This is a genomic window from Janthinobacterium sp. JC611, assembly GCF_018682595.1.
Taxonomy (GTDB): domain Bacteria; phylum Pseudomonadota; class Gammaproteobacteria; order Burkholderiales; family Burkholderiaceae_D; genus Janthinobacterium.
In genome coordinates, this window is sequence record NZ_JAFLJN010000021.1 from 378,270 (window position 1) to 403,655 (window position 25,386).

Sequence of the window (25,386 nt, forward strand, 5' to 3'; positions counted from 1 at the left end):
GATGGATATTTCGTTCTATTAAACAAGACAGGGGCGCGCAGGCCGATGGCGGCGCCCCGAGAGTGATGAATGCACACTACAACAATGAATTATCGCACGGCAATCGTCTCTACCCTGGCTGAAATTGGCGAAGCGGCCTGGACTGAACTGCTGGCCAGCCAGGCCGAGGCCAATCCCTTCCTTTCCTACGCCTTCCTGCACGCGCTGCACGAGTCCGGCTGCGCCAGCGCGGACACGGGCTGGCAGCCGAATTACCTGGCGCTGTGGCAAGGCGATGTGCTGGCCGCCGCCCTGCCCCTGTATCTGAAGATGCACTCGTATGGCGAGTACGTGTTCGACTGGGCCTGGGCCGATGCTTATCAGCAGCATGGTCTCGAATATTACCCGAAACTGTTGTCGGCGATTCCGTTTACGCCCGTCAGCGGCACGCGCCTGCTGGCCCGCGATGGACAGGCGCGCGCCGCCCTGCTGGCCTTTTTGCAGGCCCAGCAGCAGGCGGCAGCAGTGTCATCCTGCCACATCCTGTTCCCGCCGGAAAGCGAAGCGCGCCAGCTGGCGGCGGCCGGCTACCTGATGCGTAGTGGCGTGCAGTTTCACTGGCTCAATCCCGGCTACACGGATTTCGAGCAATTCCTCGCCACCCTGGAACACAAGAAGCGCAAGAATATCCGCGCCGAGCGGCGCAAGGTGCGGGAAGCGGGCGTGGTCATGCGCCAGGTGCGCGGCAGCAACGCCACGGAGGCCGACTGGCAGTTGTTCCACCGCTGCTACAGCAATACCTATGCGGAACACCGGTCTTCGCCCTATCTGTCGCTGAACTTCTTCCGCCGCATCGGCGCCACCATGCCGCAGAACATTTTACTGGTGATCGCCGAACGCGAAGGCCGGGCCATTGCCGCCTCGCTGCTGATCCACACGAGCAATACCCTGTATGGCCGCTACTGGGGCGCGCTCGAACACGTGCCCTGTTTGCATTTCGAGACGGCGTATTACCAGCCGCTGGAGTTTTGCATCGCCAACGGCATCGCCACCTTCGAGGGCGGCGCCCAGGGCGAGCACAAGATGGCGCGCGGCTTCCTGCCGCAAAAGACCTGGTCCGCCCACTGGCTGGCGCACCCGGCCTTCGCCGACGCCGTGCAACGCTTCCTCGAACGCGAACGGGGCGGCATCGACGCCTACCTCGATGAATTGAACGAGCACAGCCCGTTTCGCTCCGCGACGGCGCCGTAAGAAAAAACGTTCCCGGCCAAGTGGCGGGGAGCGCCTGTCGTCATGCCGGCACGGGCGGGATCAGGCGGCCGAGCGGCCCGCACCGGCACCGAGGGCGCCGTCCTTTTTCAGCCGGTAGGCGCGCCATGCCAAGCTCAGCAACAAGATACCCGTCAGCAAGGCATACACGCCGATCATCCACACGAGGGCAAAGGTGCCGGCGGCGGGGAATGCCAGGATCAGGATGCCGAAGGCGATGGAAATGATGGCATTGAGCACCAGCAACCATTCACCCCGGATGGCCTTGCGCAGGCGGATCGCCAGCACGATATCGAACACGCCCGATATCAGCGCATTGACGCCGATCAAGACGATCAAGGCAAACGTCGTCAGCAGCGGGTAGATGATGGTCAACATGCCCACGGCCAGGCCGCAGATACCCAGCAGCAGCAAGGCCCACCAGTCGCCGCCATGCTTGCGGTTGCTGAACGCCCCGACGACGGACGCGCCGCCGCCCAGCAGCGCGTAGGCGGCAAACACCATCAGCAAGGACAATACCGTCACGCCCGGCAGCGCCAGGGTGATCACGCCAAAGGCGATCGCGGCCAGGCCACGCAGGGCCAGCACCCACCACGAGCGCATGAATAAATGGTCAGAATGCATATCACCTCCCGGATAACTTGCTGCGAGATTAAATTTTTGATAACTATTTTGACGTGTGAAAACAGCCGCATTCATCGGCAAGCATGACGCATGTGGCCATAAAAAAACGCACCCGGCCATCATAGCAGGGTGCGTTTTTTACTCGCACACGAATGAAAACAGGCCAGGCCCGGGGTGGGCGGCCGTCTTCTGACGCAGAGTCAATGCTTAGGCAGCATCTTTCTTGAAGGCGGCGACGCCGTTCAGGATTTCTTCCTTGGCCACTTCAGGACCATGCCAGCCGTCGATCTTGACCCATTTGCCTTTTTCCAGATCTTTGTAGTGCTCGAAGAAATGCTGGATCTGGCGCAGGCGCAGTTCGTTCAAGTCTTCCGGCTTTTGCCAGTGGCTGTAGATCGACAGGACCTTGTCGACTGGCACGGCCAGCACTTTCGCGTCTTCGCCCGACTCGTCGGTCATTTTCAGCACGCCGATAGGACGGCAGCGCACGACCACGCCGGGAATCAGCGGGAACGGGGTGATGACCAGCACGTCAACCGGGTCGCCATCCGGCGACAGGGTGTTCGGCACGTAGCCGTAGTTGCACGGGTAATGCATGGCGGTACCCATGAAGCGATCGACGAAGATCGCGCCGCTTTCCTTGTCGACTTCGTACTTGATCGGATCGGCATTCATCGGGATTTCGATGACGACGTTGAAATCGTTCGGCAGGTCGCGGCCGGAAGAGACGTTATTCAAACTCATGGGGTTCCTCATTAGCGGATGGTGTTTTAACCGCGCAATTATAGCGAAGTACAGGCAGCTTGTGCGATGCAGCAGTGGCCCGCCGGTGTTTTGCGCAACACGCCAGCAACGGTGGCCTGCACCGTCCGCCGGCGCCCGCAGCCGGCCATCGATAAAATAAACAGGCCAGCGACAATAATAAGTAGAAACACTTAAGCAATACTACCGGCACCTTGAATTAATTCGGATGAAATATCGGCATATTTTCATTTCAATATCACCATGCCATTAACAGGGTTATGACAATCCGCATTGCATTTTTTGCAGCCACTTATAACAACAGTCTGATGATCATTATCCCGCGCTGCCGCCGTATTATTGCGCCACCGTTTCAACGCCCTCCTTTCCCTGCCCCCCAAAACGGCCTGCCAGCCGGGCGCGCCCCTGATCCAGCATAATATTTGCTCTTATTTGAAGTGTTTATTTGATTCAAATGGCGGCCCCGCCTAAAAATGGCGCGACCAGAAGACAATCATCAATTCTGATAAACTATCACATTCTGGTGATTCCAAACTTTGTAGATTCTGCAATCGACGCCTTCCCTGAATTCAATATGGCGCATCAACGCGCCACCGATAAATCCTTGCAAAAAGGAATATGATGATTCCCTCTTTCCGGCCCGGGCCTTTATTAAAGGTCACCGGCGTTATTTTCATTCTGTTTGGCCTCGCCCTGCTGGGCGGCGGCATCTGGCTGGCCACGCTCGGCGGCTCCTGGTACTACTTGCTGGCCGGCATAGGCATGCTGATCGCCGGCGCGCTGGTATTCCAGGGCAAGCGCAGCGCGCAACCGTGCATGGCGCTGCTGTTGCTCGCCACCCTGATCTGGTCCCTCATTGAAGTGAAATTCGACTGGTGGCAATTGCTGCCGCGCCTCGACATCTGGTTTGCCGCCGCCGTCTGGCTGCTGCTGCCCTTCGTCAGCCGCCGCCTGGCGCCACCCGCCTCCGCAAAACGACCGCAAGTGGGCAAGACGGCCCTCTCCGCCGCCGTGGCCCTGACCGTCGTCGCCGGCGTCATCGCCCTGTTCCAGGACTACCATGACCTGCATGGCGACGTGCCGGCCGAAAACATGGCCGCCACCGCCACTGGCGACCTGGCGCCCGGCGTCGAGCACAACGACTGGTCCGCGTATGGCCGCTCCGGCTATGGCGACCGTTATGCGCCGGCCGCGCAGATCACGCCAGCCAATATATCCGGCCTGAAAGAAGCCTGGACCTACCACACGGGCGACTTCAAGGGCTTGACCGACCCGGGCGAGATCGCCAACGAAGTCACGCCGCTGAAGGTCAATGACATGCTGTACCTGTGCACGCCGCACAATATCGTCATCGCCCTGAATCCGGACACGGGCAAGGAAATCTGGCGCCACGATCCAAAGATCAACCGCGATGCGGCCAGCTACCAGCACATGATCTGCCGTGGCGTCGCCTACTGGGACGTCAATGCGGGCCGCGCGAAGAACAATCCCGCCCCCGAGGCGGCCAGCATGGAATGCCCGCGCCGCATCCTGGCGCCGACCATGGATGGCACCATGATCGCCGTCAACGCCGATACGGGCGAGTCGTGCAAGAGCTTTGGCAACAACGGCGTCGTCAACCTGTATAAGAACATGGCCATGATCAAGCGCGGTTTCCTGATGCCGACCTCGCCGCCGGCCGTGGCGCAAAACGTGGCCGTGATCGCCGCCAGCGTGACGGACAACCATTCAACGCAAGAGCCATCGGGCGTGATCCGCGGCTACGATCCCGTGACCGGCAAGCTGATGTGGAACTGGGACCCGGCCACGCCGGAAGATACCGCACCTTTCCCTGAAGGCAAGAACTACACCAACAACTCGCCCAACTCGTGGGGCGTGGCCAGCATCGATGAAAAGCTGGGCATGGTCTACATTCCGATGGGCAATGAAACCCCCGATACCTGGGGCGGCAAGCGCAACAAGAATGGCGAGAAATTCAACAGCGCCATCGTCGCGCTGGACCTGGCGACCGGTAAAGTACGCTGGGTCTACCAGACCGTGCACCACGATATCTGGGACATGGATATCGGCGGACAGCCTTCGCTGGTCGACATCGACACGCCGAAAGGCAAAGTGCCATCGGTCGTGGCCACGACGAAACGCGGCGACATTTACGTGATCGACCGCCGCGACGGCAGCCTGGTCGTGCCGGCGCCGGAAAAACCGGTACCGACGAGCAATCCTGCCGCCGGCGACACCCTGTCGCCCACGCAGCCATTCTCGGCCCTCACCTTCTTGCCTGAGCGCAATATCAGCGAAACGGACATGTGGGGCACCACGCCGTTCGACCAGCTCGCTTGCCGCATCATCTTCAAGGAACGCCGCTATGAAGGCCCGTTCACGCCGCAAACGGCCGGCAAGGGCGCCGTCATCTCGCCGGGCCCGCTCGGCATCTTCGAATGGGGCGGCGCCGCCATCGACCCCGTGCGCCAGTTGTTGATCGTCAACCCTGACTACATGGGCTTCCTGGAAAAACTCGTGCCGCGCGCGGAAACGACGGCCAAGGGCGGCACCGGCGGTGAAATGGGCTTGCAGCCGCAGACGGGCGTCCCGTTCGCCGTGGAAATCAAGGCCTTTTTGTCGCCGCTGGGCTTCCCATGCCAGGCACCGCCGTGGGGCTATGTGGCCGCCGTCGACCTGCGCACCATGAAGAAAGTATGGATGCACAAGAACGGCACCACGCGCGACAGCGGTCCCGTGCCGATCCCCTTGCCACTGGGCGTGCCCAGCCTGGGCGGCATGGTCACCACCGGTGGCGGCGTGACCTTCCTCAGCAGCACCCTCGACTACTATATCCGCGGCTATGACGTCAGCAACGGTAAAGTCATCTGGAAAGCCCGCCTGCCAGCCGGCGGCCAGGCTACGCCGATGAGCTATGTGTCGAACAAGTCGGGACGCCAGTTCGTCGTCGTCATGGCCGGCGGCCACGGTTCGCTGGGCACGAAGATGAGCGACACCCTGGTCGCGTATGCCTTGCCCGAAGGCACTGCCGTACCGAAGAAATAAACAGGTAGCAGCGCGCTCCGCCTTGGAGTGCGCGCACAAAAAAAGCCGTTCAGTCTGCACTGAACGGCTTTTTTACGTCTGGACGATTGGCTTACAGGATGGTGGCCAGCGCGCACTGGCGGTAATGGGCGGCAGCCTGTTCCGTCTGCTGCAAGGCGTCGTGCATCTGCGCCAGCTTCAGGTGGGCGTCGCGCACCATGTGCGGCTCGTTCGCATCCGACAAAGCCTGCTCCAGGTGGCGCTGGGCCTTGCCCCACAGTTTTTGCTTGAGGCACAAGGTGCCCAGGGTCAGCGCCAGTTCCGCATCCAGCGGACGCTGCTTCATCCATTGCTCGCAATGTTCGATCTGCAGCAGCAGGGCCGGCGTGCCGCTCGGCGCCGCCGCTTCGCGGTAGGCGCGCACGACGCGCTCGTCCCAGTCGGCCGCCAGCGACTCTTCGCACACGAGGCGCGCTTCGTCGTGCAGGCCGCGCGCGTTCAGGGCAGTGGCGGCGCGGCAGGCGATGTAGGGCTTGACCCGGTCGCTGCTGGGCACGGTGGACCACACGCGCATCAGGGATTCGGCGTCATGCGATGGGTCGGACAGCAGATGGTCGTAGGCCAGCTCGCGCAGGCGCGACGACAGGGCCGGATGCAGGGCGCGGTGCTTGTCGAGCGAACGCACGAGGCGCAGCACTTCCGGCCAGTTCTTCGCCTGCTGTTCGGCTTTCAGCGACCATTGCAGCGCGTGGATATGGCGCGTGCCGCTGGCATTGAGTTCGCGCACGGCGGCCAGGGCCGCTTCCGGCTGGTGGTCGTCGACCAGCAATTCCGTCACCGTCATCAAACGGGCCGTCTTCAGGCTGGCGTCGCCTTCGACGCGGGACAGCCAGCTGTCGCGGCGTTCGGACTGGCGCATGCGGTGCGCGGCGCGCGCGCCGATCAAGGCGGCCAGGCCAGCGTTTTCGTCCAGCTCGGCGGCGCGCAAGGCGGCCTTTTCCGCATGGCCGAAGCGGCCTTCGAACAGGGCTTTCAAGGCTTCGCGCAAGCCCTTGTTGCCATCGCGCTCACGCTTGCGCTGGCGGTAGGCCGCCACTTGCGCCGGCATGCGCACGGTGGCGCGCACGGCGCGCACCAGCAGGTACAGCAGCACGAACAGCACGACCTGCAGCAGCAGGAAGAAGTTCAACGACAAATCGATGCGGTACGGCGGATAGAACAGCACCACGTTGCCAGGATTAAAACGGGCCGTCACGGCGATACCGATCGCCGCGGCCATCAGGGCGAGTAACCAGAGAAATAGACGCATGGGCTCAGGACTTCGCTTTGTAGTTGCGCACAGCCGTCAGACTGTCGGACAAGGTTGGCATTTCGATGGCCAGGTTGCTGCCTTGCACCTGGCGCAGCAGGGCTTGCGCCGTCTGCGTGCTCTTGGCGCGGGTGTCGAAATACTTGGCCAGCGCATCCTGCGCGGCGATCAAGTCGTTGCGGAAGGCGGTTTCATTGCGCGACAACAAGGCCATGCGGGCATTGAGCAGGCGCAGCTTGACGTTTTCACGCAAGAAATACGATTGCGTCGGCGACAGCATCAGCGCTTCCGGCGTATCGACGCGGCGGATGCGGATCAATTGACGCACGTCGGCCCACATGTCGCCGCTCCAGGTATTGAAGCCGTCGCGCACTTTCTGCAGCAGCGGTTCCGGCGCCGGCGGTCCCACCAGCTTGCCGGCCGCATCGCGCACGGGCTTGGCTCCGGCCTTCTTCGGCTTTTCCGGCGCGGCCGGCAAGGCCGGCGTTTCATCGGACAGCATCGGCAGGGAATCGACCTGGGCGATCACGGCATCGAGGCGCAGCGCCACGCCCGTCGAATCGACGCTGGGCAGGGCCTTGAGCTTTTCCATGTCGCGGCCGATGGCGCGGCGGATGGTGATGAATTGCGGCTTGTCGGAACGCGACAGGCTGCGGTCCGCGTTTTGCAGGGCGATCAGCGCGCCCGGCACGTTGCCGGCCAGTTGCAGCTGCTGGCTGGCCGTCGACAGCACTTGCTCGATTTCCGTCAGCGCCCACTCGTCGCGGTTCTTCGACAAGTCGTTATACAGTTGTTCCAGGGCCAGCTGCTGGCTTTGCGTTTCGCTCTGGCGGTTTTCCAGCGCGCCCACCTTGATTTGCAGCTCTTTCGTGCCTTCTTGCACGTTGCGCGCCAGCACGCCCGTTTCGGCATTGCTGACATCGCCCTTTTGCAGGCGCTTGGCCACTTCTTCGCGCAGGTTACGGATCTGCTTGCTGGTCGACCAGCTTTGCGCAGCCAGCAGCACGGCCAGCACGATGACGGCGATGCTCATGGGCTTTTGCAGCTGTTCGAGCAGGGTCGGCGCGCGGCCGGCGGGTTGGTCGGCCGCCTGCGGCGCCGTCTTCACGGCGCCGCCAGGCGATGCATTCGGTTCGGAGAGTGTAGGCATGTCGTTCATGGTCGTGATTGTAACGCGGCGAGCACTCCTGCGTCGCCTGATCCTGTCAAGGTGACATGGGCAAAACCCAGGGCCGCCGCCGTTTGTGCAATGCGGGCGTGCGGCACGATCAGATGCTGCTGTTGCATTTTCGCAACAGCTATCTTTTCAGCATCCATTCCGCCCAGCAGCGCCAGCAAGCCGCGCAGCGCTTCCGAGCTGGTGATGATCCAGTCATTATTATGCTGCAACAGGTTTTCCAGGGTCGCCCGCAAGGCCGGCGTCAGCGTCGGCACCTGGCGGCGGTAGGCCGTGACGAACTCGACTTCGGCGCCGGCCGCGCGCAAGCCATCGGCCAGGTAGTCGCGTCCGCCATCGCCACGCACGATCAGCACGCGCTTGCCGCGCAGGGCCGGCAAGTCCAGCGCCAACAGCAAATGTTCGGAATCGCTGCGCGCCGTGTCGAGCGGACTGGTGATGCTGGCGTTGGCCTGCGTGACGCCATGCGCGGCCAGGGCCATCCGGCTGCCCTCGCCCACCACGGCCAGCGGCAGGCCGGCTGGCCAGGCGGGCAGGTGCGCAAAGACGCAGTCGATGGCGTTCGGCGAGACGAACGCCACCAGGTCGTAATCGCGCAGGCGCGCCAGCACGGCTTGCAGCCGCGCGCATTCCTCCGCGCCGTCAAGCGCGTGGATTTCCAGCAGCGGCAGCAGGGTCACGGGCCAACCCAGCGCCGCGATCCGGGCGGCCAGCGGCCCCGCCTGCGCCGCGGGCCGCGTGATGACCACGCTGTCAGGCATGCGGCGCCAGGCCTTCATGGTTGTCGGGCGTGACAAAGCACGAGGCGAGGATGCCGGCGGCATCCTGCCCGCGCAGCAGTTCGGCCACCCGTTCGCCCAGCAGTTCCGGCGCGCCGGCCGGGCCACTGACGTCGGCGCTGGCCATGCGCGCGCCATCGGGCGTGGCGACCATGGCGCGCAAGCGCATCTGCTCGCCCTCGACGGTGGCGAACGCGGCCAGCGGAATCTGGCAACTGCCGCCGAAAATCTTCGACACCTTGCGCTCGGCCGTGACGGCGCGCGCCGTATCGGCATGGTTGAGCGGCGCCAGCAGGCGCAGCAGCTCGGCGCCGTCGGCGCGCGCGCTGCGGATCTCGATCGCCATGGCGCCCTGGCCGGCGGCCGGCAAGCTGTCTTCCGGCGCCAGCACGGCGCGGATGCGCGACGCCAGGCCCAGGCGTTTCAAGCCGGCGGCGGCCAGGATGATGGCGGCGTAATCGCCACGGTCCAGCTTGCCCAAGCGCGTATCGAGATTGCCGCGCAGGGGCAAAATCGTCAGGTGCGGATAGCGCGCGGCGATCAGCGACTGGCGGCGCAGGCTGCTGGTGCCGACGACGGCGCCGTGCGGCAGCTCGGCCAGGCTGGCGTAATCGTTCGACACGAAGGCGTCGCGCGGGTCTTCGCGCTCGAGGATGGCGGCCAGGCTGTAGCCATCCGGCAACTCCATCGGCACGTCTTTCAGCGAATGCACGGCCAGGTCGGCGCGGCCCTCTTCCATCGCCACTTCCAGCTCCTTGACGAACAGGCCCTTGCCGCCTACCTTGGACAAGGCGCGGTCCAGAATCTGGTCGCCGCGTGTGGTCATGCCGAGAATTTCAACGCTACACTGCGGATACAGGGCGGCCAGGCGCGCGCGCACGTGTTCAGCTTGCCACATGGCAAGACGGCTCTCGCGCGTGGCGATCACCAGGCGGGCGGGAATCTGCGGCTTCAATTCGTTCGGGGTCAATTCGGATGCTTTCAAAACAAGGTTCTTTCGCTGTCGTTGTCGTTTTTCGTTGCCATTTCGCCGGAAGTGATACCGATATGTATCGAAATGGCGCCCGGCGTCGCTATAATCGTTATCGCTTTGCCTATACGGCCAAGTCAGGCTAGCGTCCATGTTGAAGACCACAAATTTTATCATGCGCCCCCTCCCCTCTGCGGCCAAACGCCCGGTGCGATCCACATTCCCTTGCTTTTACACTTACTTTGGTTCTTTATTATGCTCAATGACGCAGTAGCACCAGAAATAGTCCCGGCCGGCTCCGACAAGGACGCGCCGCTGAAGGAAGACATCCGCCTGCTGGGCCGCCTGCTGGGCGACGTGCTGCGCGAACAGGAAGGCGACGCCGTCTTCCATGTGGTGGAAACCATCCGCCAGACGTCCGTGCGCTTCCGCCGCGAAGCGGACGCGGGCGCCGCGCTGGAACTCGACGCCATGCTCAAGGAACTGAGCCGCGAACAGACGATCTCCGTCGTGCGCGCCTTTTCCTACTTTTCGCACCTGGCCAACATTGCGGAAGACCAGCACCACATCCGCCGCCGCCGCGCCCACCTGCTGGCCGGCTCGCCGGCGCAAAAGGGCAGCGTCAGCTTCGCGCTGAGAAAACTGCGCCTGGCCGGCGTGCCGCGCAAGACCGTCGACACCTTTTTCCAGGACGCCCTGATCGCCCCCGTGCTGACGGCCCACCCGACGGAAGTGCAGCGCAAGAGCATCCTCGACGCCGAGCACGACATCGCGCGCCTGCTGGCCGAGCGCGACTTGCCGCAGACGCCGAAGGAGCGCCACGCCAATATGCAACTGCTGCGCTCGCGCGTGGCCACCTTGTGGCAGACGCGCATGCTGCGCTACTCGAAGCTGACGGTGGCCGACGAGATCGAAAACGCCCTGTCCTACTACCGCATCACCTTCCTGCGCGAACTGCCGGGCCTGTATGACGACATCGAGGACGACATCGCCGCCGAGTACCCGAACGGCGACGGCACGATCGAGCCGATCAACGCCGCCTACGTGCAGATGGGCAGCTGGATCGGCGGCGACCGCGACGGCAACCCGAACGTCAACGCGGGCACGATGCAGCACGCGCTGGCGCGCCACGCCACCACCATCCTCGACTTTTACCTCTACGAAGTGCACGCGCTGGGCGCGGAATTGTCCGTCTCGACCCTGATGGTGGGCGTGAGCGCCGAACTGCAGGCGCTGGCCGACCAGTCGCCGGACGCCTCGCCGCACCGCAGCGACGAGCCCTACCGCCGCGCCCTGATCGGCATCTATGCGCGCCTGGCCGCCACGGCCCGCGCGCTGGGCGCCACCAACATCCTGCGCAAGGAAGTGGGCGCGGCGGCCGCCTATCCGGACGCGGCCGCCTTTGTCGCCGACCTGCGCACCGTCGTCGCCTCGCTCGAAGCGCACCACGGCGCGGCCCTCGTGCGCCCGCGCCTGGCCACCCTGGCGCGCGCGGCCGACATCTTCGGCTTCCACCTGGCCTCGCTCGACATGCGCCAGACCTCCGACGTGCACGCACGCGTGCTGGCCGACCTGTTCGCCAAGAGCGGCGTGGCGGCCGATTACGCGGCCCTGCCCGAGGAAGACAAGCAGACGCTGCTGCTGAACGAACTGGCGCAGCCGCGCCTGCTGTACTCGCCCTACATCGGCTATGCCGCGGAAACGGATGCGGAACTGGCGATTTTGCGCGCGGCGCGCGACATCCGCCAGCGCTACGGCGCGCGGGCCATCCGCAACTACATCATCTCGCACACGGAAACCGTGTCCGACTTGCTGGAAGTGTTGCTGCTGCAAAAGGAAACGGGCTTGCTGCGCACCGACTGGAAGGCGGGGGCCGACGGCGACAGCACGTGCGAGCTGATGGTCATTCCCCTGTTCGAGACGATCCCCGACCTGCAGCGCGCGGCCGGCATCATGAGCGAACTGATGGCCTTGCCCCTGGTCAAACAGCTGATCGCCAAGCAGGGACAGTTGCAGGAAGTCATGCTCGGCTATTCCGATTCGAACAAGGATGGCGGCTTCCTCACGTCCAACTGGGAACTGTACAAGGCGGAACTGGCGCTGGTCGCCGATTTCCAGAAGGCCGGCGTCAAGCTGCGCCTGTTCCACGGCCGCGGCGGCACGGTGGGCCGGGGCGGCGGGCCCAGCTACGAAGCCATCCTGGCCCAGCCGCCGGGCACCGTCAACGGCCAGATCCGCCTGACGGAACAGGGCGAGATCATCGCCTCGAAGTTTTCCAACGCGGAAATCGGCAGGCGCAACCTGGAATTGCTGGTGGCCGCCACCCTGGAAGCGAGCCTGGCGCCGCAGGAAGCCAATCCGGCCCGCACCGGCCGGCTGGCGCAGTTCGAAGCCGTGATGGCGCAGCTGTCGGACCTCGCCTATCACGCCTACCGCCACCTCGTGTATGAAACGCCGGGCTTTACCGAGTATTTCTTCTCGGCCACGCCAATCGCGGAAATTGCCGAGCTCAACCTCGGTTCGCGCCCCGCCTCGCGCAAGGCCAACCAGCGCATCGAAGACTTGCGCGCCATTCCCTGGGGCTTTTCCTGGGGCCAGTGCCGCTTGCTGCTGCCGGGCTGGTTCGGCTTCGGCAGCGCCATCGAGGCCTGGATCCAGCAGGCCGACGGCGCCGCGCAGGACGACAGGATCGCCACCCTGCGCGCCATGCATGCCGAATGGCCGTTCTTTGCCACCCTGCTGTCGAACATGGACATGGTGCTGGCCAAGACGGACCTGGCGATCGCCTCGCGCTATGCGGAACTGGTGGCGGACCAGGACTTGCGCGAACGCATCTACAAACGCATCACGGAAGAGCATGGCACCACCTTGCGCTGCCTGGAGCTGATCACCGGCAACACGGAGCGCCTGGCGGGCAACCCGCTGCTGGCCCGCTCGATCCAGAACCGCTTCGCCTATCTCGATCCGCTGAACCACTTGCAGGTGGAATTGATCAAGCGCAACCGCGCCCTGTCGGCGGAAAGCCGGATCGACGAAAGGGTGCACCGCGGCATCCAGCTGTCGATCAATGGCGTGGCGGCCGGCCTGCGCAACACGGGCTGATCGCAGCCAGCCGTCTTTGGCAGGCAGGGGCCGGCGCCGCAAGGGCCGGCCCTTTTACTTGCCCGATGGAAAAATATTCTCAAGAAAACAACAATTGGTATTACACTAGCGTTTGACACTTTTCCCTCTCCGGCGCCAGGCGCACCGCAGCGGCCAACCATGACGCCAGGAACGCCGATGAGCAAATGGTCGATTGAAACGCTGGGCGCGGCATGCGCCGCCCTCACCCTGATCATGCTGGGCTGGCTGACGGGCGCGGCCTGGCAGGAACTCGGTTTCTGGGAGCATGTCTGGCTGGCGCTGCTGGTAGCGGCCTGCGCCGGCACGTCCGTATGGCTGATGCGCAAGCTGCGCGCCCATCTGGCCAGCACCCGGCTGCAGCTCGACGCCAGCGCCATGCGCTACCACGACCTGAGCGAGGCGGCGCAGGACGGCATGTGGCAAACGGATGTGCAAGGCACGATATTGCATGTCAACCAGCGCCTGTGCGACATGCTGGGCATCCCGGCGGATCACTTGCTGGGTCACAGGATGAGCGACTTCCACGACAAGTCGAACCTGCTGCGCCTGTGCCCGCTGCTGCGCGAGGACGCACAGAGCCGCATGGGCGAACTGCAGTACTGGCACAGCGACGGCTCGGAACGCTGGGCCATGATCAGCGGCCGCTGCCTGTACGACCAGCAAGACAGCCTGACAGGCGCGCTCGTGCTGGCCAGCGACATTACCGAACACAAGCGGGCCGAACACGCCTTGAGCGTCGCCCATGCGGAGCTGGAAAACCGCGTGGCCCTGCGCACGGCCCAGCTGCTCGACGTGAATATCCGGCTATCCGAGGAAATCGCCATGCGCGCGCAAACGGAAGCGGCCCTGGCGCGCAGCGAAGAACGGCTGCAGGACATCATTTCCATGATGCCCCTGTCGCTATTCCTCAAAGATGCCGCTTCGCGCATCGTGCTGATGAACCAGGCCTGCGAACAGCAGTGGGGCGTGCGCCAGCAGGACATCGCCGAAGGGCGCGACTTGCAGCATTTCCCCAAGGAACAAAACGCAGGCTTCCACGCGGCGGACCAGGAAGCGTTTGCCAGCCGCCAGGTGGTGATCCGCGAAGAACTGGTATGGAACGCGCAGTTGCAGGAGAATCGTTTGCTGCAGACGCACAAGAAACCCGTATTCGACGCGGACGGCCGGCCGCAGATGATCATCGCCATGGCCATCGACATCACGGAAAGCAAGCGCAACGAGGAAAACCTGCAGCGCACCCTGGCCCAACTGCGCGAACTGAGCGACCACCAGCAGACCATCAAGGAAGAGGAGCGGCGCCGCATCGCGCTCGACATCCATGACGACCTGGGCCAGAACCTGATGGTGCTGCGCATCGACGTGTCGCTGCTGCATGCGCGCACGGCCAGGACCCATCCGCGCCTGCACCACCATGCCCAGCGCGTGCTCGACACCATCGACGCCACCATCCGCTCGGTGCGCACCATCATCAACGACTTGCACCCGAGCACCCTGGAGCTGGGACTGGGTCCGGCGGCCGAATGGCTGCTGCGCCAGATGGAAGGGCGCGGCGCCATCCGCTACCGGCTCTCGCTCGACAGCGAGGCGCCCGACCTGGGCCTGGATCAGCGCCAGACGTCGGCCATCTTCCGCGTGCTGCAGGAATCGCTGTCGAACATCGTGCGCCACGCCCAGGCCAGCGAAGTGGAAGTGGCGCTGGTGCAGGATACGGATGCCATCGTGCTGCGCATCAGCGACAACGGCATCGGCATGCAACCCGGCGACCACGGCAAGAAGACCGGCTTCGGCCTGAAAAGCATACGCGAACGCGTGCATGCGCTGGGCGGCGAACTGCGCATCGACAGCCAGGCGGGCCGGGGCACGGTGCTGGCCATCCACTTGCCGCAAACGAGGAAAGGCGCGCCGGCCGAACATGATGAAATACAAAAATTAGCAAAAACAGTAGTAAATTAAGTATGCATTTTCAACATAAGAAAGTATAGTAAGTTTTTTCTTTGAGGAAACTATCATGCCGCCACGGTTCTTGCGCTTCCACGCCTCACTGCTCGGCCTGTGCCTGCTGGCCGCCATCCCCACCGCCAGCGCCGCCATCTATGTCGAACGCGGCTTTGGCGAAAGGGATGGCAACGGCAGCATCGCGTCCGACCTGAACCCGGCGGGCCTGGTGGCCGGCATCATCATGGAAGAAGAAGGACGGCGCCGCGCCGTCACGTATCAGCATGGCCGCATCAGCGAACTGGGCACCCTGGGCGGCGCTGAAGGTTTCACCAAGGCCATCAATATCCATGGCGTGGTGGTCGGTTCGGCGCAGACGGCCAGCGGCGCCTGGCATGCCTTCCACTACGATGCGGCGGGCGGCATGCGCGACCTGGGCACCCTGGGCGGCACCAGCAGCTATGCCACGGCCATCACGCGCGACGGCACGATCGCCGGCTATGCCGATACCAGCGGCGGCGATTTCCACGCCTTCGTCACGAAAGCCGACCACAGCCTGCAAGACCTGGGCACCCTGGGCGGCGCCAGCAGCTATGCCAGCGGCCTGAACAACCACGGCGTGGTGGTGGGCACGGCGCAGCGCGGCGATGGCTACCGCCGCGCCTTCGTCTACCGCCCCGGCACGGGCATGCAGGAAATCGGCACCCTGCCCGGCGGACGCATCAGCTCGGCCACCGCCATCAATGACGCGGGCCTGATCGTGGGCGCGTCGGAAACGGAGAAGCGCCGCTGGCACGCGTTTGCCTGGGACGGCAAGCGCATGCTCGACCTCGGTGCCATGATCGGCCAGGGCGACAGCTACGCCACGGCCGTCAATGCGGCCGGGCACGTGGTCGGCAGCGTCAGCATCAAGGGCTTTGAACCGATGACCTTTGTCTACAAGGAAGGTGTGATGACGGTGCGCCGCCGCGACGATGGCCTGTACCTGACCAACAAGATCACGGACGCCGGCCTCGTGGTGGGCGCCATCTACACGGGGCACAAGTTCCAGGCCTTCGCCGTGCCGTCGCAGGCGTCGCCGGCGCCGCCGCGCCGCAACCCGCTGGAATGGCTGCTCATCACCTTCCTCATCTCCGCCAGCGGCGTGGCGCTGTACCAGCTGCGGCGCCGCCACCGCGCCGGCGTGACGGGCCAGCGCATGCATTTTTTGTAAGGCGACGCCGGGGACGGGCGAAAAAAAGAGGCTTGCGCCTCTTTTTTGTCACTGCTTAGTTTTGCGTGAGGAAAGTTTTCAGCTTGTCCGAACGCGAAGGCTGGCGCAGCTTGCTCATGGCTTTCGCTTCGATCTGGCGGATGCGCTCGCGCGTCACGTCGAACTGCTTGCCCACTTCTTCCAGCGTGTGGTCGTTCGACATTTCCACGCCATAACGCATGCGCAGCACTTTCGCTTCGCGCGGCGTCAGGGAATCGAGCACTTCCTTGATCACGTTGCGCATCGAGGCGTGCAGCGCGGCGTCCAGCGGCGCCAGGGTGGTGTTGTCTTCGATAAAGTCGCCCAGCTGCGAATCGCCATCCTCGCCCATCGGCGTTTCCATGGAAATCGGCTCCTTGGCGATCTTCATGATCTCGCGCACCTTGTTTTCCGGCATTTCCATCTTGACGGCCAGGGTCGCCAAGTCGGGCTCGCTGCCCGTTTCCTGCATGATCTGGCGCGAGATGCGGTTCATCTTGTTGATCGTTTCGATCATGTGCACAGGCACGCGGATGGTGCGGGCCATGTCGGCGATCGAACGCGTGATGGCCTGGCGGATCCACCAGGTGGCGTAGGTCGAGAACTTGTAGCCGCGGCGGTATTCGAATTTATCGACGGCCTTCAGCAGACCGATATTGCCTTCCTGGATCAGGTCGAGGAATTGCAGGCCGCGGTTGATGTACTTCTTGGCGATCGAGATGACCAGGCGCAAGTTGGCCACCGTCATTTCGCGTTTCGCGTGACGGGCGCGCTTTTCGCCGGCCGCCATCTGCTTGTTGATCTTGCGCAAGTCAGCCAGCGGCAGGGCCACGCGGGCTTGCAGGTCGATCATCTTCTTTTGCAGTTCCTTGACGGCAGGCACGTTGCGGCTGAGGATGGCGCTGTACGGATACTTGCAATCGACTTCGCGGTCGACCCATTCCAGGTCGCATTCATTGCCCGGGAACACCTTGATGAAGTGGGCGCGCGGCATGCCGCATTTGTTCACGCACAGTTCCAGCACGGCGCGCTCGATGTGGCGCACTTCTTCCATCTGGCCGCGCAGGGTGTCGCACAGCTTTTCCACGACCTTGGCCGTGAAGCGGATGCCCAGCAATTCCTGCGAAATGGCTTCTTGCGCCTTGACGTAGGCTTTCGAGTTGTAACCCTCGGGCGCCTTGCGCATCTTCTCGTACTGCGTGGAAATGACGTTGAATTTCTCCAACGCATTCTTTTTCAGCTGCGCCAGTTGCTCGCTGGAGAAACCGGCCGCGCCGCCATTGGCGTCGCCGTCTTCTTCCTCGGCTTCCTCTTCCTCTTCCTCGTCGTCACCGCTGGCGGCGACGGGCGCGGCGGCGGGCGCCGGCGCATTGCTTTCGTTCAAGTCGACGAAACCGTCGACCACTTCATCGACCTTGATTTCATCGCGCGCGATTTTTTGCGACAGCGCGACGATTTCGCCGATGGTGGTCGGGCAGGCGGAAATCGCCTGGATCATATCCTTCAGGCCACCTTCGATGCGCTTGGCGATCTCGATCTCGCCTTCGCGCGTCAGCAGCGCCACGGCGCCCATCTCACGCATGTACATGCGCACGGGGTCGGTGGTGCGGCCGAAGTCGGAGTCGACCGTCGACAGGGCCGTCGCGGCGGCCGCTTCCACTTCATCGTCGCTGGTGACGGTGGCGACGTTGTCGGTCAACAACAGGCTTTCCGCGTCAGGGGCGCGCTCGTAGACGGCGATGCCCATGTCGTTGAAGGTGGCGATGATGCCTTCGATCGCTTCCGGATCGATGATGTTTTCCGGCAATTGGTCATTGATCTCGGCATAGGTGAGGAAACCGCGTTCCTTGCCCATGTTGATCAAGCCCGTGATCTGCTTGCGGCGGCGTTCCAGGTCCGCTGCCGACGCTTCCGGATCGCCCAGCGCGTCCGCCAGGCCGCCCTTGGCCTTGCGGTCGCGCGCCTTCGAGACGGCCTTCAGTTCCGCGCGCTCGACGGCGTTGAGTGCCGCCACTTCATCGTTTTCCGGCGTGAATTCGCTTGGCTTGCGGCCGCGGCGGCCCGGCACCTTGACGGTCGGCAAGAAGTAATTCGAGGTATCGATGGCGGCCAGGGCGTCGGCGTCGGTGGTCTTGCTGACCACTTGCGCGCCGGTGATGATGGTCACGGGGGCCGCTTCCGGCTTGGCGCGCACGACTTTCGAGCGGGCTGCCGTCACCACCTTGTTCGTGGCGGCGCTTTCGCTGACCTTGCGCGGCGCGGCCGGGGCCTTGGCGCCAGGGGCGATCTTCACGCTCGGCGTCTTGGCCGGCGCCGCTTCGGCGAGCTCGGCAGCAGCCTCGGCGACAGGTGCGCTGACGGCGGCTTCGACAACCGGCTCGGCCGGCGGCACGGCGGCCAGGCGCGAGCGGCTTTTCTTCACCACGGTGACGACGGTCGGCGCCGTCGTGACGGTGGCTTCCGGATTCGCTTGCGCATTATCGATGAAGTAAGATAAAGTCGTTTTGGGTACGGCAAGTGGCGCCGCGGCTGGGCGTGGCGCCTTGGCGGACAACGTTAAAGTTTTTGGCGTATTCTTCATGAGATATCTCTTAATGCGAGACCAGATGGTGTCGGCGCGAAGTGAATGATTCCACCTAAGCCTGCGAAACCGGACTCGATGGAGCGTATTGTTGCGGCTGCCGTCAAGGGCAGCGGCGCCTGTCTATCGTGACGTTCATAGCCCGCGCAGCCGGCATGAGGAGCGCGGGACCGAACGGCGAGGCCGAAACCGGGTCAGATAAATAAGCGATGTACATTGCGGAATGAAAAAAAGCCCGTACCAGAACGGGCTTGAATCTATTGTTGTTCAGTGAAGACACAGCGGAGAGCAAGATTATGCACGAAGGCCAGTTATCTGGATAATTGATAAACAAAATATCTGATATCAAAATTATCAATAATGATGGCCCTGCACCGCACTGCTCCTATCCCCTGCACACCTGAGCCAGACCTTCAAAAACAGGGCCCAGTCATCAGCGCAAGCCGACATTATACACATTTCCCGCATTTCGCGCTGTGTCCGCTGTAGTGCGAACCCGCTTGTCGCAGCTCAAGTTGCCAAAAAAGACAATGCACTTGCCTGTGGCGCGTGCTATGCTCCCCTTTTATAGCCCAACCAATGATGTCGATGACCAGCTCCACGCCAGACCAGCAAGCCACCACTCCTGACACGCCAGTCGATGCAGCCCCAGCGGCGGCACCGGCCGCAGCGACCACGCCGGCGCCTGCCGGACTGACCGCGCGCGCCCTGCTGAAGCAGTTCCAGGAGCAATTCCCGCCATTCCGCGATTGCCTGCCCTTGTCGATCGGTATCGACAAGCAGATCCTGGCACGCCTGCCGGACCTGGACCGCAAGCTGATGCGCACGGCGCTGGGCATCCACACGGGTTCGCTGCGCTACCTGCGCGTGATGGAAAAAGCCAAGGTACGCTACGACCTCGACGGCACGGCCGGCGCGGAAGTGACGCAAACCCACCGCGAGCACGCCACGCAAGTATTGCAGCAGCGCTTCAAGAAGGAAGCCGAACGCAAGAAAGCCGAACGCGACGCGGCCGCCGCCGAAGAGGCGAACCGCTTGCGCCTGGAAAAACTGAATCAGCTGACCGCGAAATTCTCGCGCAAAGGCTGATCCGGTTTCATGGATACAGCTGCCGCACCGCCCCTGCCCCCCTATCAAGGCATCGCACTCGACCACGTCAAGCTGGTACGCACCAGCGATGACGCAAAAGCGGCCATGGCCGCCCTGCTGGCAGCGGACGCCATCGGCTTCGATACGGAATCGAAGCCGACCTTTGTCAAGGGCGAGTCCTCCACGGGACCCCATCTGATCCAGCTGGCCACCGACGACATCGCCTACCTGTTCCAGGTCGGCAGCACGCCGGCGCCGGCCCTGGCCGAACTCAAAGCCATTCTCGAGTCGACCGCCACGCTGAAGGTGGGCTTTGGCCTGTCCGACGACGTCAAGCGCCTGCGCAACAAGCTGGGCATCGCGCCGGCCCAGGTGCTCGACCTGTCCGTCGCCCTGCGCGGCGGCCAGCGCAACGACCTGGGCGCGAAGACGGCCGTGGCCAAGTTCTTCGGCCTGCACCTGCAGAAATCGAAAAAGATCTCCACCACCAACTGGGCCACGTCGCGCCTGACGGACAAGCAGATCCTGTACGCGGCCGACGATGCGCAAGTGGCCCTGCGCGTGTACCGCCGCTGGATCGCCGAGGGCGGCAAAGTCACGCCGCAAAAAGCCCCGCGCGCCAGCCCGCCGCCTGTCGCCGCCTGAGCCTGCGCGCCGTCCCGCAGTAAGGCGCTGCCCGGCCGCCCGGGCTGAAACCCGGCGGCCGGTGCGGCCTTACTTGACCAGGCGCAAGGTCAAGGGATAGCGGTAAGTGAGGCCGTTGCTGGCCTTGACGGCCGCGACGATCGAGCACACCAGGTTGGCCAGCGCCACGACCCAGAACAGGAACAGGCCGATCAGCACGAACGACAGGATGAAGCAGGCGAAATACCAGATGATCAGGGTGATCTGGAAATTGAGCGCTTCGCGGGCGTTCTCGGCCGAGAATTTATCCGCCTCGTCCTTCTTGATCAAATAAATGATCAGCGGCGCCACCCAGCTGGTGAACAGGCCGCCTACGTGGGACAGGATGGCGATCGTCGTATCCTGCGAACGACCCACTTCCGGCTGCGTGTTATCCATTATCATTCCCATCATTAGTTATAGATACACCAATATAACAGCAATATTTCTTTTTGGAATGAAACACTTGCTGTCGCAAGGAACTTTTTTTGTTCGCCGCTATGCCGCGGCCAGCGCCAGCCGCCCCAGGGTGGCGATGGCTTCTTCCAGCTGCGTGCTCCACGGGTGGCCGTAATTGAGGCGGATGCAGTGGCGAAACGCGCGCGTGGCGGAAAAAATGGGGCCGGGCGCGATGCTGATGCCGGCCGCCAGCGCGCTGCGGTGCAAGGCCAGCGCATCGATACCGGCAGGCATCTCCACCCAGACGAAATAACCGCCCTGCGGCCGCGTCACGCGCGTGCCGGGCGGAAAATGCACGGCGATGGCTTGCAACATGGTGTGTTGCTGCGCCGCCAGGGTCAGCCGCAACTGGCGCAGATGGCGGTCGTAGCCGCCTGCCGCCAGGTAGTCGGCCAGCGCCATCTGCAACGGGATGGGCGCCGACAGGCTGGTGGTCAGCTTCAGGCGCTCGACCTGGCGCGCGTAGCGGCCCGCCACGGCCCAGCCCAGCCGGAAGCCGGGCGCCAGGGTCTTGGAAAACGAGCTGCAATGCATGACGAGGCCGGCGCTGTCGTGGCTTTTCGTCAGGCCCGGGCGCTGCTTGCCAAAGTACAGCTCGCCATACACGTCATCCTCGATCAGCGGCACGCCATGGCGCGCCAGCAGGTCGACCAGCGCGCGCTTCTTTTCCGGCGGCATCAGGCTGCCCAGGGGATTCTGGAAATTCGTCATCAGCCAGCACGCCTTGGGCTGGTGGCGCAGCAGCAATTCCTCGAGCGCCGCCAGGTCGACGCCGTCGCGCGGGCTGGTGGCAATTTCCACCGCCTTGAGTTCCAGCCGCTGCAGCGCCTGCAGGCAGGCGTAGAAGCTGGGCGACTCGATCAGCACCGTGTCGCCGGGCCGCGTGACGGCTTGCAGGCACAGGTTCAGCGCTTCCAGCGCGCCATTCGTGATGACGATGTCGTCGCTGGAAACGGGCACGCCGTCCTGCTGGTAGCGCAGGGCGATCTGGCGACGCAGCTCCGCATTGCCCAGCGACAGATCCGTGACGCTGCTCCACGGGTCGAGGCGGCGCATGCTGGCCGACACGGTCCGCGCCAGTTTTTCCATCGGGAACAGGTGCGGGCTGGGGAACGCCGAGCCGAAGGGCACGATATCGCGCGACCCCACGGCGCCCAGCACCTCGAACACCAGGTCGCTGACGTCGACCGTGGTGCTGGCGTCGACGGGGCGCGAACTGTCCGGCTCGGGGGCCAGCGCGGCGCGCCGCGGCGCCACGTAATAGCCGGAGCGGGGCCGCGAGACGATCATGCCGCGCGCTTCAAGCAAATAATACGCCTGGAACACCGTCGACGGACTCACGCCCCTGCGCGCATGCTGCTGGCGCACGGAGGGCAACTTATCACCAGGCAACAACAGCTGCGTGCTGATCATGGCGGCGACTTCTTCCGCCAATTCCTCATATCGTTTCAACCCTGCTCCTCAAACTGATCCGTAGTTTTATTGCACAACTGATCCTGTCACAGTGACAGCGCCCGTTATATGCTAGGGTAACAACATCCGGGCAGCAACACCGGCACGCCATTATCGACCGACGAGACAGCTTATTTCCCCATGCGACTTTCCATGCTACTGCATTCCCCCCTCGTGCTGCTGGCCCTGGCCGTCGCGCCGCCCGCCACGGCGCAGGCCGCGCCCGCCGCCATCTCCGCCAGCCACGACAGCCTGGAACAGCGCATCAAGGCGTGCACGGCTTGCCATGCACGACAGGAAAAGCATGATGCCTTCTTTCCCCGCATCGCCGGCAAGCCGGCCGGCTACCTGTACCACCAGTTGCTGAACTTTCGCGAGGGACGGCGCCAGTATCCGCTGATGAACTATATGGTGGAACACTTGTCAGACGACTACCTGCGCGAAATCGCCGACTATTTTGCGGCGCAGCACCCGGCCCCGCCGCCGGCCCAGCCCAGCGGCGCCGGCACGGCGGCCTTGGCGCGCGGCAAGCAGCTGGTGCTGCATGGCGATGCCGGCAAAAAAATCCCCGCCTGCATCGCCTGCCATGGCCAGCAGCTGGCCGGCGTGGCGCCCGCCATCCCCGGCTTGCTGGGCTTGCCGCGCGACTATATCAACGCCCAGCTGGGCGCGTGGAAGAACGGCATCCGCCGCGCCCACGCCCCCGACTGCATGGCGCAAGTGGCGCAGCGCCTGTCGGACGCGGACGTGGGCGCCGTCTCGGCCTGGCTGGGCACGCAAGTGGCCAGCGCCGATGCGCGCCCCGCCGGCGGCATCGCCCTGCCCCTGCCCCTGCATTGCGGCGGCGTACCCGGTTCCAGCGCACAGGTGGCGCCATGAAGAAATGGCTGATCGCTGTTGCCGGCGTGGCCGTCGTCGCCGCCGGCGCCAGGTTCGCGCTGTATCCGGGCGACGACCTGGGTCCGCCCGCCGCCGCCAACACCTTGAGCCCGCAACAGCTGGTCGCGCGCGGTGCCTACCTGGCCAAGGCGGGCGACTGCATGGCCTGCCACACGACGCGCGGCGGCGTCCCGTATGCGGGCGGACGGGCCTTGCAGACGCCGTTCGGCAAGGTGCTCTCGCCCAACATCACGGCCGACAGGGAAACGGGCATCGGCAGCTGGACGGCCGACGATTTCTGGCGCGCCATCCACAACGGCAAGTCGAAGGATGGGCGGCTGCTGTATCCGGCCTTTCCCTACACCAGCTACACCAAGGTGCGGCGCGAAGACAGCGACGCCCTGTACGCGTATTTCCAGAGCGTGGCGCCGCACAGGCAAGCAAACGCGCCGCACGCGCTGCGCTTTCCTTACAACCAGCAGATCGCGCTGGCCGCCTGGCGCGCCCTGTATTTCAAGCCGGGCGTGTACCAGCCGCTGACGGACAAGAGCATGGAATGGAACCGCGGCGCCTACCTGGTGCAGGGTCTGGGCCACTGCAGCGCCTGCCATAGCAGCCGCACGACCCTGGGCGGCAGCGACGACGGCCTGTCGGGCGGCCTGATTCCCGTGCTGGGCTGGTACGCGCCCTCGCTGACGTCGGACGCGGAAGCGGGCCTCGGTGACTGGGATACGGCGCATATCGTGGAATTGCTGCAAACGGGCGTGTCGCCGCGCGCCACCGTCTTCGGCCCCATGGCGGAAGTCGTGCGGCAAAGCCTGCAGCACATGGAGACGAGCGACGTGCAGGCCATGGCCGTCTACCTGAAAAGCCTGCCTGGTCCCGCGCAGCCCGCGCAACGGACGCCGCGCGACACGTCAGAGCAGGCGCGGCAGCAACTGGCGCTGGGCGCGAAACTGTATGAGGAGCAATGCGCGAGCTGCCACCAGGCCGACGGCAAGGGCGTGCCGCCCGGCTACCCGCCGCTGGCCGGCAACCGCGCGCTGACGACGCAATCGGCCGTCAACGCCATCCGCCTCGTGCTCAACGGCGGCTTCGCGCCCGGGACCCAAGGCAGCCCGCGCCCGTATGGCATGCCGCCGTTCGGCCCCGTCATGGATGATGCGGAAGTAGCGGCCGTGGTGACCTACCTGCGCGCGTCCTGGGGCAACGATGCGCCGGCCGTGTCGGCGCTGGAGGTGAACAAATACCGCAGCGTGCCGCTGGAGTAAGGCCGTTTGACGATTATCTCAAACTGAGATAATCCATGAATCACGATACCACTTCGTCACAGCATCACTTCAGCCTATGCGCATCGTCGCCAACAAGGGGCTTTGATGGATTTCGCCAGCAGGCATCCCCCGGCTGGCGAACCCTTGCCAGCATGGCGCAAGATCATCGAATCGCGGTCGTTTGCCAATTTCGCCATGCTGAAGTCGATATTTAACGCCGCCGATCGTGTCGGTGATTACTATGTTTTTAATTTTGGCGGTAACAAATACCGGATCATCGCCGCGATTCACTTCAATCGCCAGCTGTTATTCATCCGGAAAGTGCTGACGCATAAGGAGTACGACGCATGGAAACCTTGATGCATCGTGAAATGATTACAGAAATCACCGTCCACTATCAGGCCTTGTCCAAGCTGGTTCCTCTGCAGGCAATACCTGATGCGACCGCGTATGAACATGCTGCCAGCGTCTTGCATCAGTTATTGGACGCCGGGGCGGCCGAGGAAACGCACCCCTTGGCCGGGCTGGTTGAGAGTATTGGCCGGCTGATAGCCGATTACGATCAGGAGCATTTTCCACCGGTTCCCGTCTCGCCTGAGGCCACGCTGCGCCTGTTGATGGAGCAACATGCGCTGACGCAATCCGACGTGCCGGAAGTGGGCACTCAAGGCGTCGTCTCTGAAGTACTCAACGGCAAGCGCACATTGAATGTGCGGCAGATCAAGGCCCTGGCGCAACGGTTCAATGTTCCCGCCAGTGTGTTCATGGCGTAAGCCAATAAAAAAAACCGGCCAGCGCCGGTTTTTCACG

Annotated in this window: 20 protein-coding genes; 11 read left to right on the forward strand and 9 right to left on the reverse strand. The window is 63.9% G+C overall.

Annotated features, from left to right (window positions below):
• Nucleotides 1–84 precede the first annotated feature (84 nt).
• Nucleotides 85–1,230, forward strand: a complete 1,146-nt coding sequence (locus tag J0O65_RS16080) for a GNAT family N-acetyltransferase (protein ID WP_215408556.1) — start codon at nucleotides 85–87, stop codon at nucleotides 1,228–1,230.
• 60 nt (nucleotides 1,231–1,290) lie between these two features.
• On the opposite strand, the gene J0O65_RS16085 is transcribed toward J0O65_RS16080, so the two are convergent.
• Entirely contained in the window at nucleotides 1,291–1,872 is a 582-nt protein-coding gene (locus J0O65_RS16085; protein ID WP_251373781.1) for an HdeD family acid-resistance protein, read from the reverse strand.
• A 207-nt stretch (nucleotides 1,873–2,079) separates the two neighbouring features.
• The gene (gene ppa, locus J0O65_RS16090; protein WP_215408199.1) at nucleotides 2,080–2,616 is read right to left on the reverse strand and encodes an inorganic diphosphatase; all 537 of its coding nucleotides are present in this window, start codon (nucleotides 2,614–2,616) and stop codon (nucleotides 2,080–2,082) included.
• A gap of 636 nt (nucleotides 2,617–3,252) precedes the next feature.
• Here ppa and J0O65_RS16095 point away from each other — a divergent pair.
• Nucleotides 3,253–5,679 (forward strand): membrane-bound PQQ-dependent dehydrogenase, glucose/quinate/shikimate family, encoded by a 2,427-nt coding sequence (locus J0O65_RS16095; protein WP_251373782.1) that lies wholly within the window; start codon nucleotides 3,253–3,255, stop codon nucleotides 5,677–5,679.
• 91 nt (nucleotides 5,680–5,770) lie between these two features.
• Here the strand turns inward: J0O65_RS16095 and J0O65_RS16100 are convergent, their stop codons facing one another.
• Genes J0O65_RS16100 through hemC form a run of 4 tightly spaced genes read right to left on the reverse strand, consistent with a single transcriptional unit; the run spans nucleotide 5,771 to nucleotide 9,908 of the window.
• Nucleotides 5,771–6,967 (reverse strand): heme biosynthesis protein HemY, encoded by a 1,197-nt coding sequence (locus tag J0O65_RS16100; protein ID WP_215408201.1) that lies wholly within the window; start codon nucleotides 6,965–6,967, stop codon nucleotides 5,771–5,773.
• A gap of 4 nt (nucleotides 6,968–6,971) precedes the next feature.
• On the reverse strand, nucleotides 6,972–8,126 hold the full coding sequence (locus J0O65_RS16105; RefSeq protein ID WP_215408203.1) for a uroporphyrinogen-III C-methyltransferase: 1,155 nt from the start codon (nucleotides 8,124–8,126) through the stop codon (nucleotides 6,972–6,974).
• A complete protein-coding gene (locus tag J0O65_RS16110; protein WP_215408204.1) occupies nucleotides 8,123–8,905 on the reverse strand; it encodes a uroporphyrinogen-III synthase in 783 nt (260 codons plus the stop codon). The genes J0O65_RS16105 and J0O65_RS16110 overlap by 4 nt, the downstream gene beginning before the upstream one ends.
• Nucleotides 8,898–9,908 (reverse strand): hydroxymethylbilane synthase, encoded by a 1,011-nt coding sequence (hemC, locus tag J0O65_RS16115; RefSeq protein ID WP_502793565.1) that lies wholly within the window; start codon nucleotides 9,906–9,908, stop codon nucleotides 8,898–8,900. Before hemC ends, J0O65_RS16110 begins: the two co-directional genes overlap by 8 nt.
• A 240-nt stretch (nucleotides 9,909–10,148) precedes the next feature.
• On the opposite strand from hemC, the gene ppc reads away from it, so the two are divergent.
• The 3 genes from ppc (at nucleotide 10,149) to J0O65_RS16130 (ending at nucleotide 16,164) form a co-directional block, all read left to right on the forward strand.
• Nucleotides 10,149–12,995, forward strand: a complete 2,847-nt coding sequence (gene ppc, locus J0O65_RS16120; RefSeq protein WP_215408206.1) for a phosphoenolpyruvate carboxylase — start codon at nucleotides 10,149–10,151, stop codon at nucleotides 12,993–12,995.
• A gap of 177 nt (nucleotides 12,996–13,172) precedes the next feature.
• Nucleotides 13,173–14,969 carry a PAS domain-containing sensor histidine kinase gene (locus tag J0O65_RS16125; protein WP_215408208.1) on the forward strand — a complete coding sequence of 599 codons (1,797 nt, stop codon included), beginning with the start codon at nucleotides 13,173–13,175 and terminating at the stop codon, nucleotides 14,967–14,969.
• 55 nt (nucleotides 14,970–15,024) lie between these two features.
• On the forward strand, nucleotides 15,025–16,164 hold the full coding sequence (locus J0O65_RS16130; RefSeq protein ID WP_215408210.1) for an HAF repeat-containing protein: 1,140 nt from the start codon (nucleotides 15,025–15,027) through the stop codon (nucleotides 16,162–16,164).
• A 55-nt stretch (nucleotides 16,165–16,219) separates the two neighbouring features.
• On the opposite strand, the gene rpoD is transcribed toward J0O65_RS16130, so the two are convergent.
• On the reverse strand, nucleotides 16,220–18,763 hold the full coding sequence (rpoD, locus tag J0O65_RS16135) for an RNA polymerase sigma factor RpoD (protein ID WP_215408212.1): 2,544 nt from the start codon (nucleotides 18,761–18,763) through the stop codon (nucleotides 16,220–16,222).
• Between the two features lie 579 nt (nucleotides 18,764–19,342).
• On the opposite strand from rpoD, the gene J0O65_RS16140 reads away from it, so the two are divergent.
• Together J0O65_RS16140 and J0O65_RS16145 are read left to right on the forward strand one after the other, a co-directional pair.
• Entirely contained in the window at nucleotides 19,343–19,852 is a 510-nt protein-coding gene (locus J0O65_RS16140; RefSeq protein ID WP_215408214.1) for a ProQ/FINO family protein, read from the forward strand.
• Nucleotides 19,853–19,861: 9 nt separating this feature from the next.
• Nucleotides 19,862–20,497: a 3'-5' exonuclease gene (locus J0O65_RS16145; RefSeq protein WP_215408216.1), complete on the forward strand. Its 636-nt coding sequence runs from the start codon at nucleotides 19,862–19,864 to the stop codon at nucleotides 20,495–20,497.
• A gap of 69 nt (nucleotides 20,498–20,566) precedes the next feature.
• On the opposite strand, the gene J0O65_RS16150 is transcribed toward J0O65_RS16145, so the two are convergent.
• Complete coding sequence (locus tag J0O65_RS16150; protein WP_215408218.1) at nucleotides 20,567–20,914, reverse strand: DUF4870 domain-containing protein; 348 nt, start codon at nucleotides 20,912–20,914, stop codon at nucleotides 20,567–20,569.
• Nucleotides 20,915–21,013: 99 nt separating this feature from the next.
• Complete coding sequence (locus tag J0O65_RS16155; RefSeq protein WP_215408220.1) at nucleotides 21,014–22,426, reverse strand: aminotransferase-like domain-containing protein; 1,413 nt, start codon at nucleotides 22,424–22,426, stop codon at nucleotides 21,014–21,016.
• Between the two features lie 153 nt (nucleotides 22,427–22,579).
• On the opposite strand from J0O65_RS16155, the gene J0O65_RS16160 reads away from it, so the two are divergent.
• The 4 genes from J0O65_RS16160 to J0O65_RS16175 all read left to right on the forward strand — a co-directional run bounded on the left by J0O65_RS16160 (nucleotide 22,580) and on the right by J0O65_RS16175 (nucleotide 25,349).
• Nucleotides 22,580–23,305 (forward strand): c-type cytochrome, encoded by a 726-nt coding sequence (locus J0O65_RS16160; RefSeq protein ID WP_215408222.1) that lies wholly within the window; start codon nucleotides 22,580–22,582, stop codon nucleotides 23,303–23,305.
• A complete protein-coding gene (locus tag J0O65_RS16165) occupies nucleotides 23,302–24,576 on the forward strand; it encodes a cytochrome c (RefSeq protein WP_215408224.1) in 1,275 nt (424 codons plus the stop codon). Before J0O65_RS16160 ends, J0O65_RS16165 begins: the two co-directional genes overlap by 4 nt.
• A gap of 105 nt (nucleotides 24,577–24,681) precedes the next feature.
• On the forward strand, nucleotides 24,682–24,936 hold the full coding sequence (locus tag J0O65_RS16170; RefSeq protein WP_215408226.1) for a type II toxin-antitoxin system HigB family toxin: 255 nt from the start codon (nucleotides 24,682–24,684) through the stop codon (nucleotides 24,934–24,936).
• Complete coding sequence (locus J0O65_RS16175; protein WP_215408228.1) at nucleotides 24,924–25,349, forward strand: helix-turn-helix domain-containing protein; 426 nt, start codon at nucleotides 24,924–24,926, stop codon at nucleotides 25,347–25,349. Before J0O65_RS16170 ends, J0O65_RS16175 begins: the two co-directional genes overlap by 13 nt.
• The last annotated feature ends 37 nt before the right edge of the window (nucleotides 25,350–25,386 follow it).

Excerpts from the sequence above, each read along its gene's own strand:
- J0O65_RS16080 (WP_215408556.1), top strand. The coding sequence starts at position 85 with ATGAATTATCGCACGGCAATCGTCTCTACCCTGGCTGAAATTGGCGAA.
- J0O65_RS16085 (WP_251373781.1), bottom strand. The coding sequence starts at position 1,872 with ATGCATTCTGACCATTTATTCATGCGCTCGTGGTGGGTGCTGGCCCTG.
- ppa (WP_215408199.1), bottom strand. The coding sequence starts at position 2,616 with ATGAGTTTGAATAACGTCTCTTCCGGCCGCGACCTGCCGAACGATTTC.
- J0O65_RS16095 (WP_251373782.1), top strand. The coding sequence starts at position 3,253 with ATGATGATTCCCTCTTTCCGGCCCGGGCCTTTATTAAAGGTCACCGGC.
- J0O65_RS16100 (WP_215408201.1), bottom strand. The coding sequence starts at position 6,967 with ATGCGTCTATTTCTCTGGTTACTCGCCCTGATGGCCGCGGCGATCGGT.
- J0O65_RS16105 (WP_215408203.1), bottom strand. The coding sequence starts at position 8,126 with ATGAACGACATGCCTACACTCTCCGAACCGAATGCATCGCCTGGCGGC.
- J0O65_RS16110 (WP_215408204.1), bottom strand. The coding sequence starts at position 8,905 with ATGCCTGACAGCGTGGTCATCACGCGGCCCGCGGCGCAGGCGGGGCCG.
- ppc (WP_215408206.1), top strand. The coding sequence starts at position 10,149 with ATGCTCAATGACGCAGTAGCACCAGAAATAGTCCCGGCCGGCTCCGAC.
- J0O65_RS16125 (WP_215408208.1), top strand. The coding sequence starts at position 13,173 with ATGAGCAAATGGTCGATTGAAACGCTGGGCGCGGCATGCGCCGCCCTC.
- J0O65_RS16130 (WP_215408210.1), top strand. The coding sequence starts at position 15,025 with ATGCCGCCACGGTTCTTGCGCTTCCACGCCTCACTGCTCGGCCTGTGC.
- rpoD (WP_215408212.1), bottom strand. The coding sequence starts at position 18,763 with ATGAAGAATACGCCAAAAACTTTAACGTTGTCCGCCAAGGCGCCACGC.
- J0O65_RS16140 (WP_215408214.1), top strand. The coding sequence starts at position 19,343 with ATGATGTCGATGACCAGCTCCACGCCAGACCAGCAAGCCACCACTCCT.
- J0O65_RS16145 (WP_215408216.1), top strand. The coding sequence starts at position 19,862 with ATGGATACAGCTGCCGCACCGCCCCTGCCCCCCTATCAAGGCATCGCA.
- J0O65_RS16150 (WP_215408218.1), bottom strand. The coding sequence starts at position 20,914 with ATGGATAACACGCAGCCGGAAGTGGGTCGTTCGCAGGATACGACGATC.
- J0O65_RS16160 (WP_215408222.1), top strand. The coding sequence starts at position 22,580 with ATGCTACTGCATTCCCCCCTCGTGCTGCTGGCCCTGGCCGTCGCGCCG.
- J0O65_RS16165 (WP_215408224.1), top strand. The coding sequence starts at position 23,302 with ATGAAGAAATGGCTGATCGCTGTTGCCGGCGTGGCCGTCGTCGCCGCC.
- J0O65_RS16170 (WP_215408226.1), top strand. The coding sequence starts at position 24,682 with ATGGATTTCGCCAGCAGGCATCCCCCGGCTGGCGAACCCTTGCCAGCA.
- J0O65_RS16175 (WP_215408228.1), top strand. The coding sequence starts at position 24,924 with ATGGAAACCTTGATGCATCGTGAAATGATTACAGAAATCACCGTCCAC.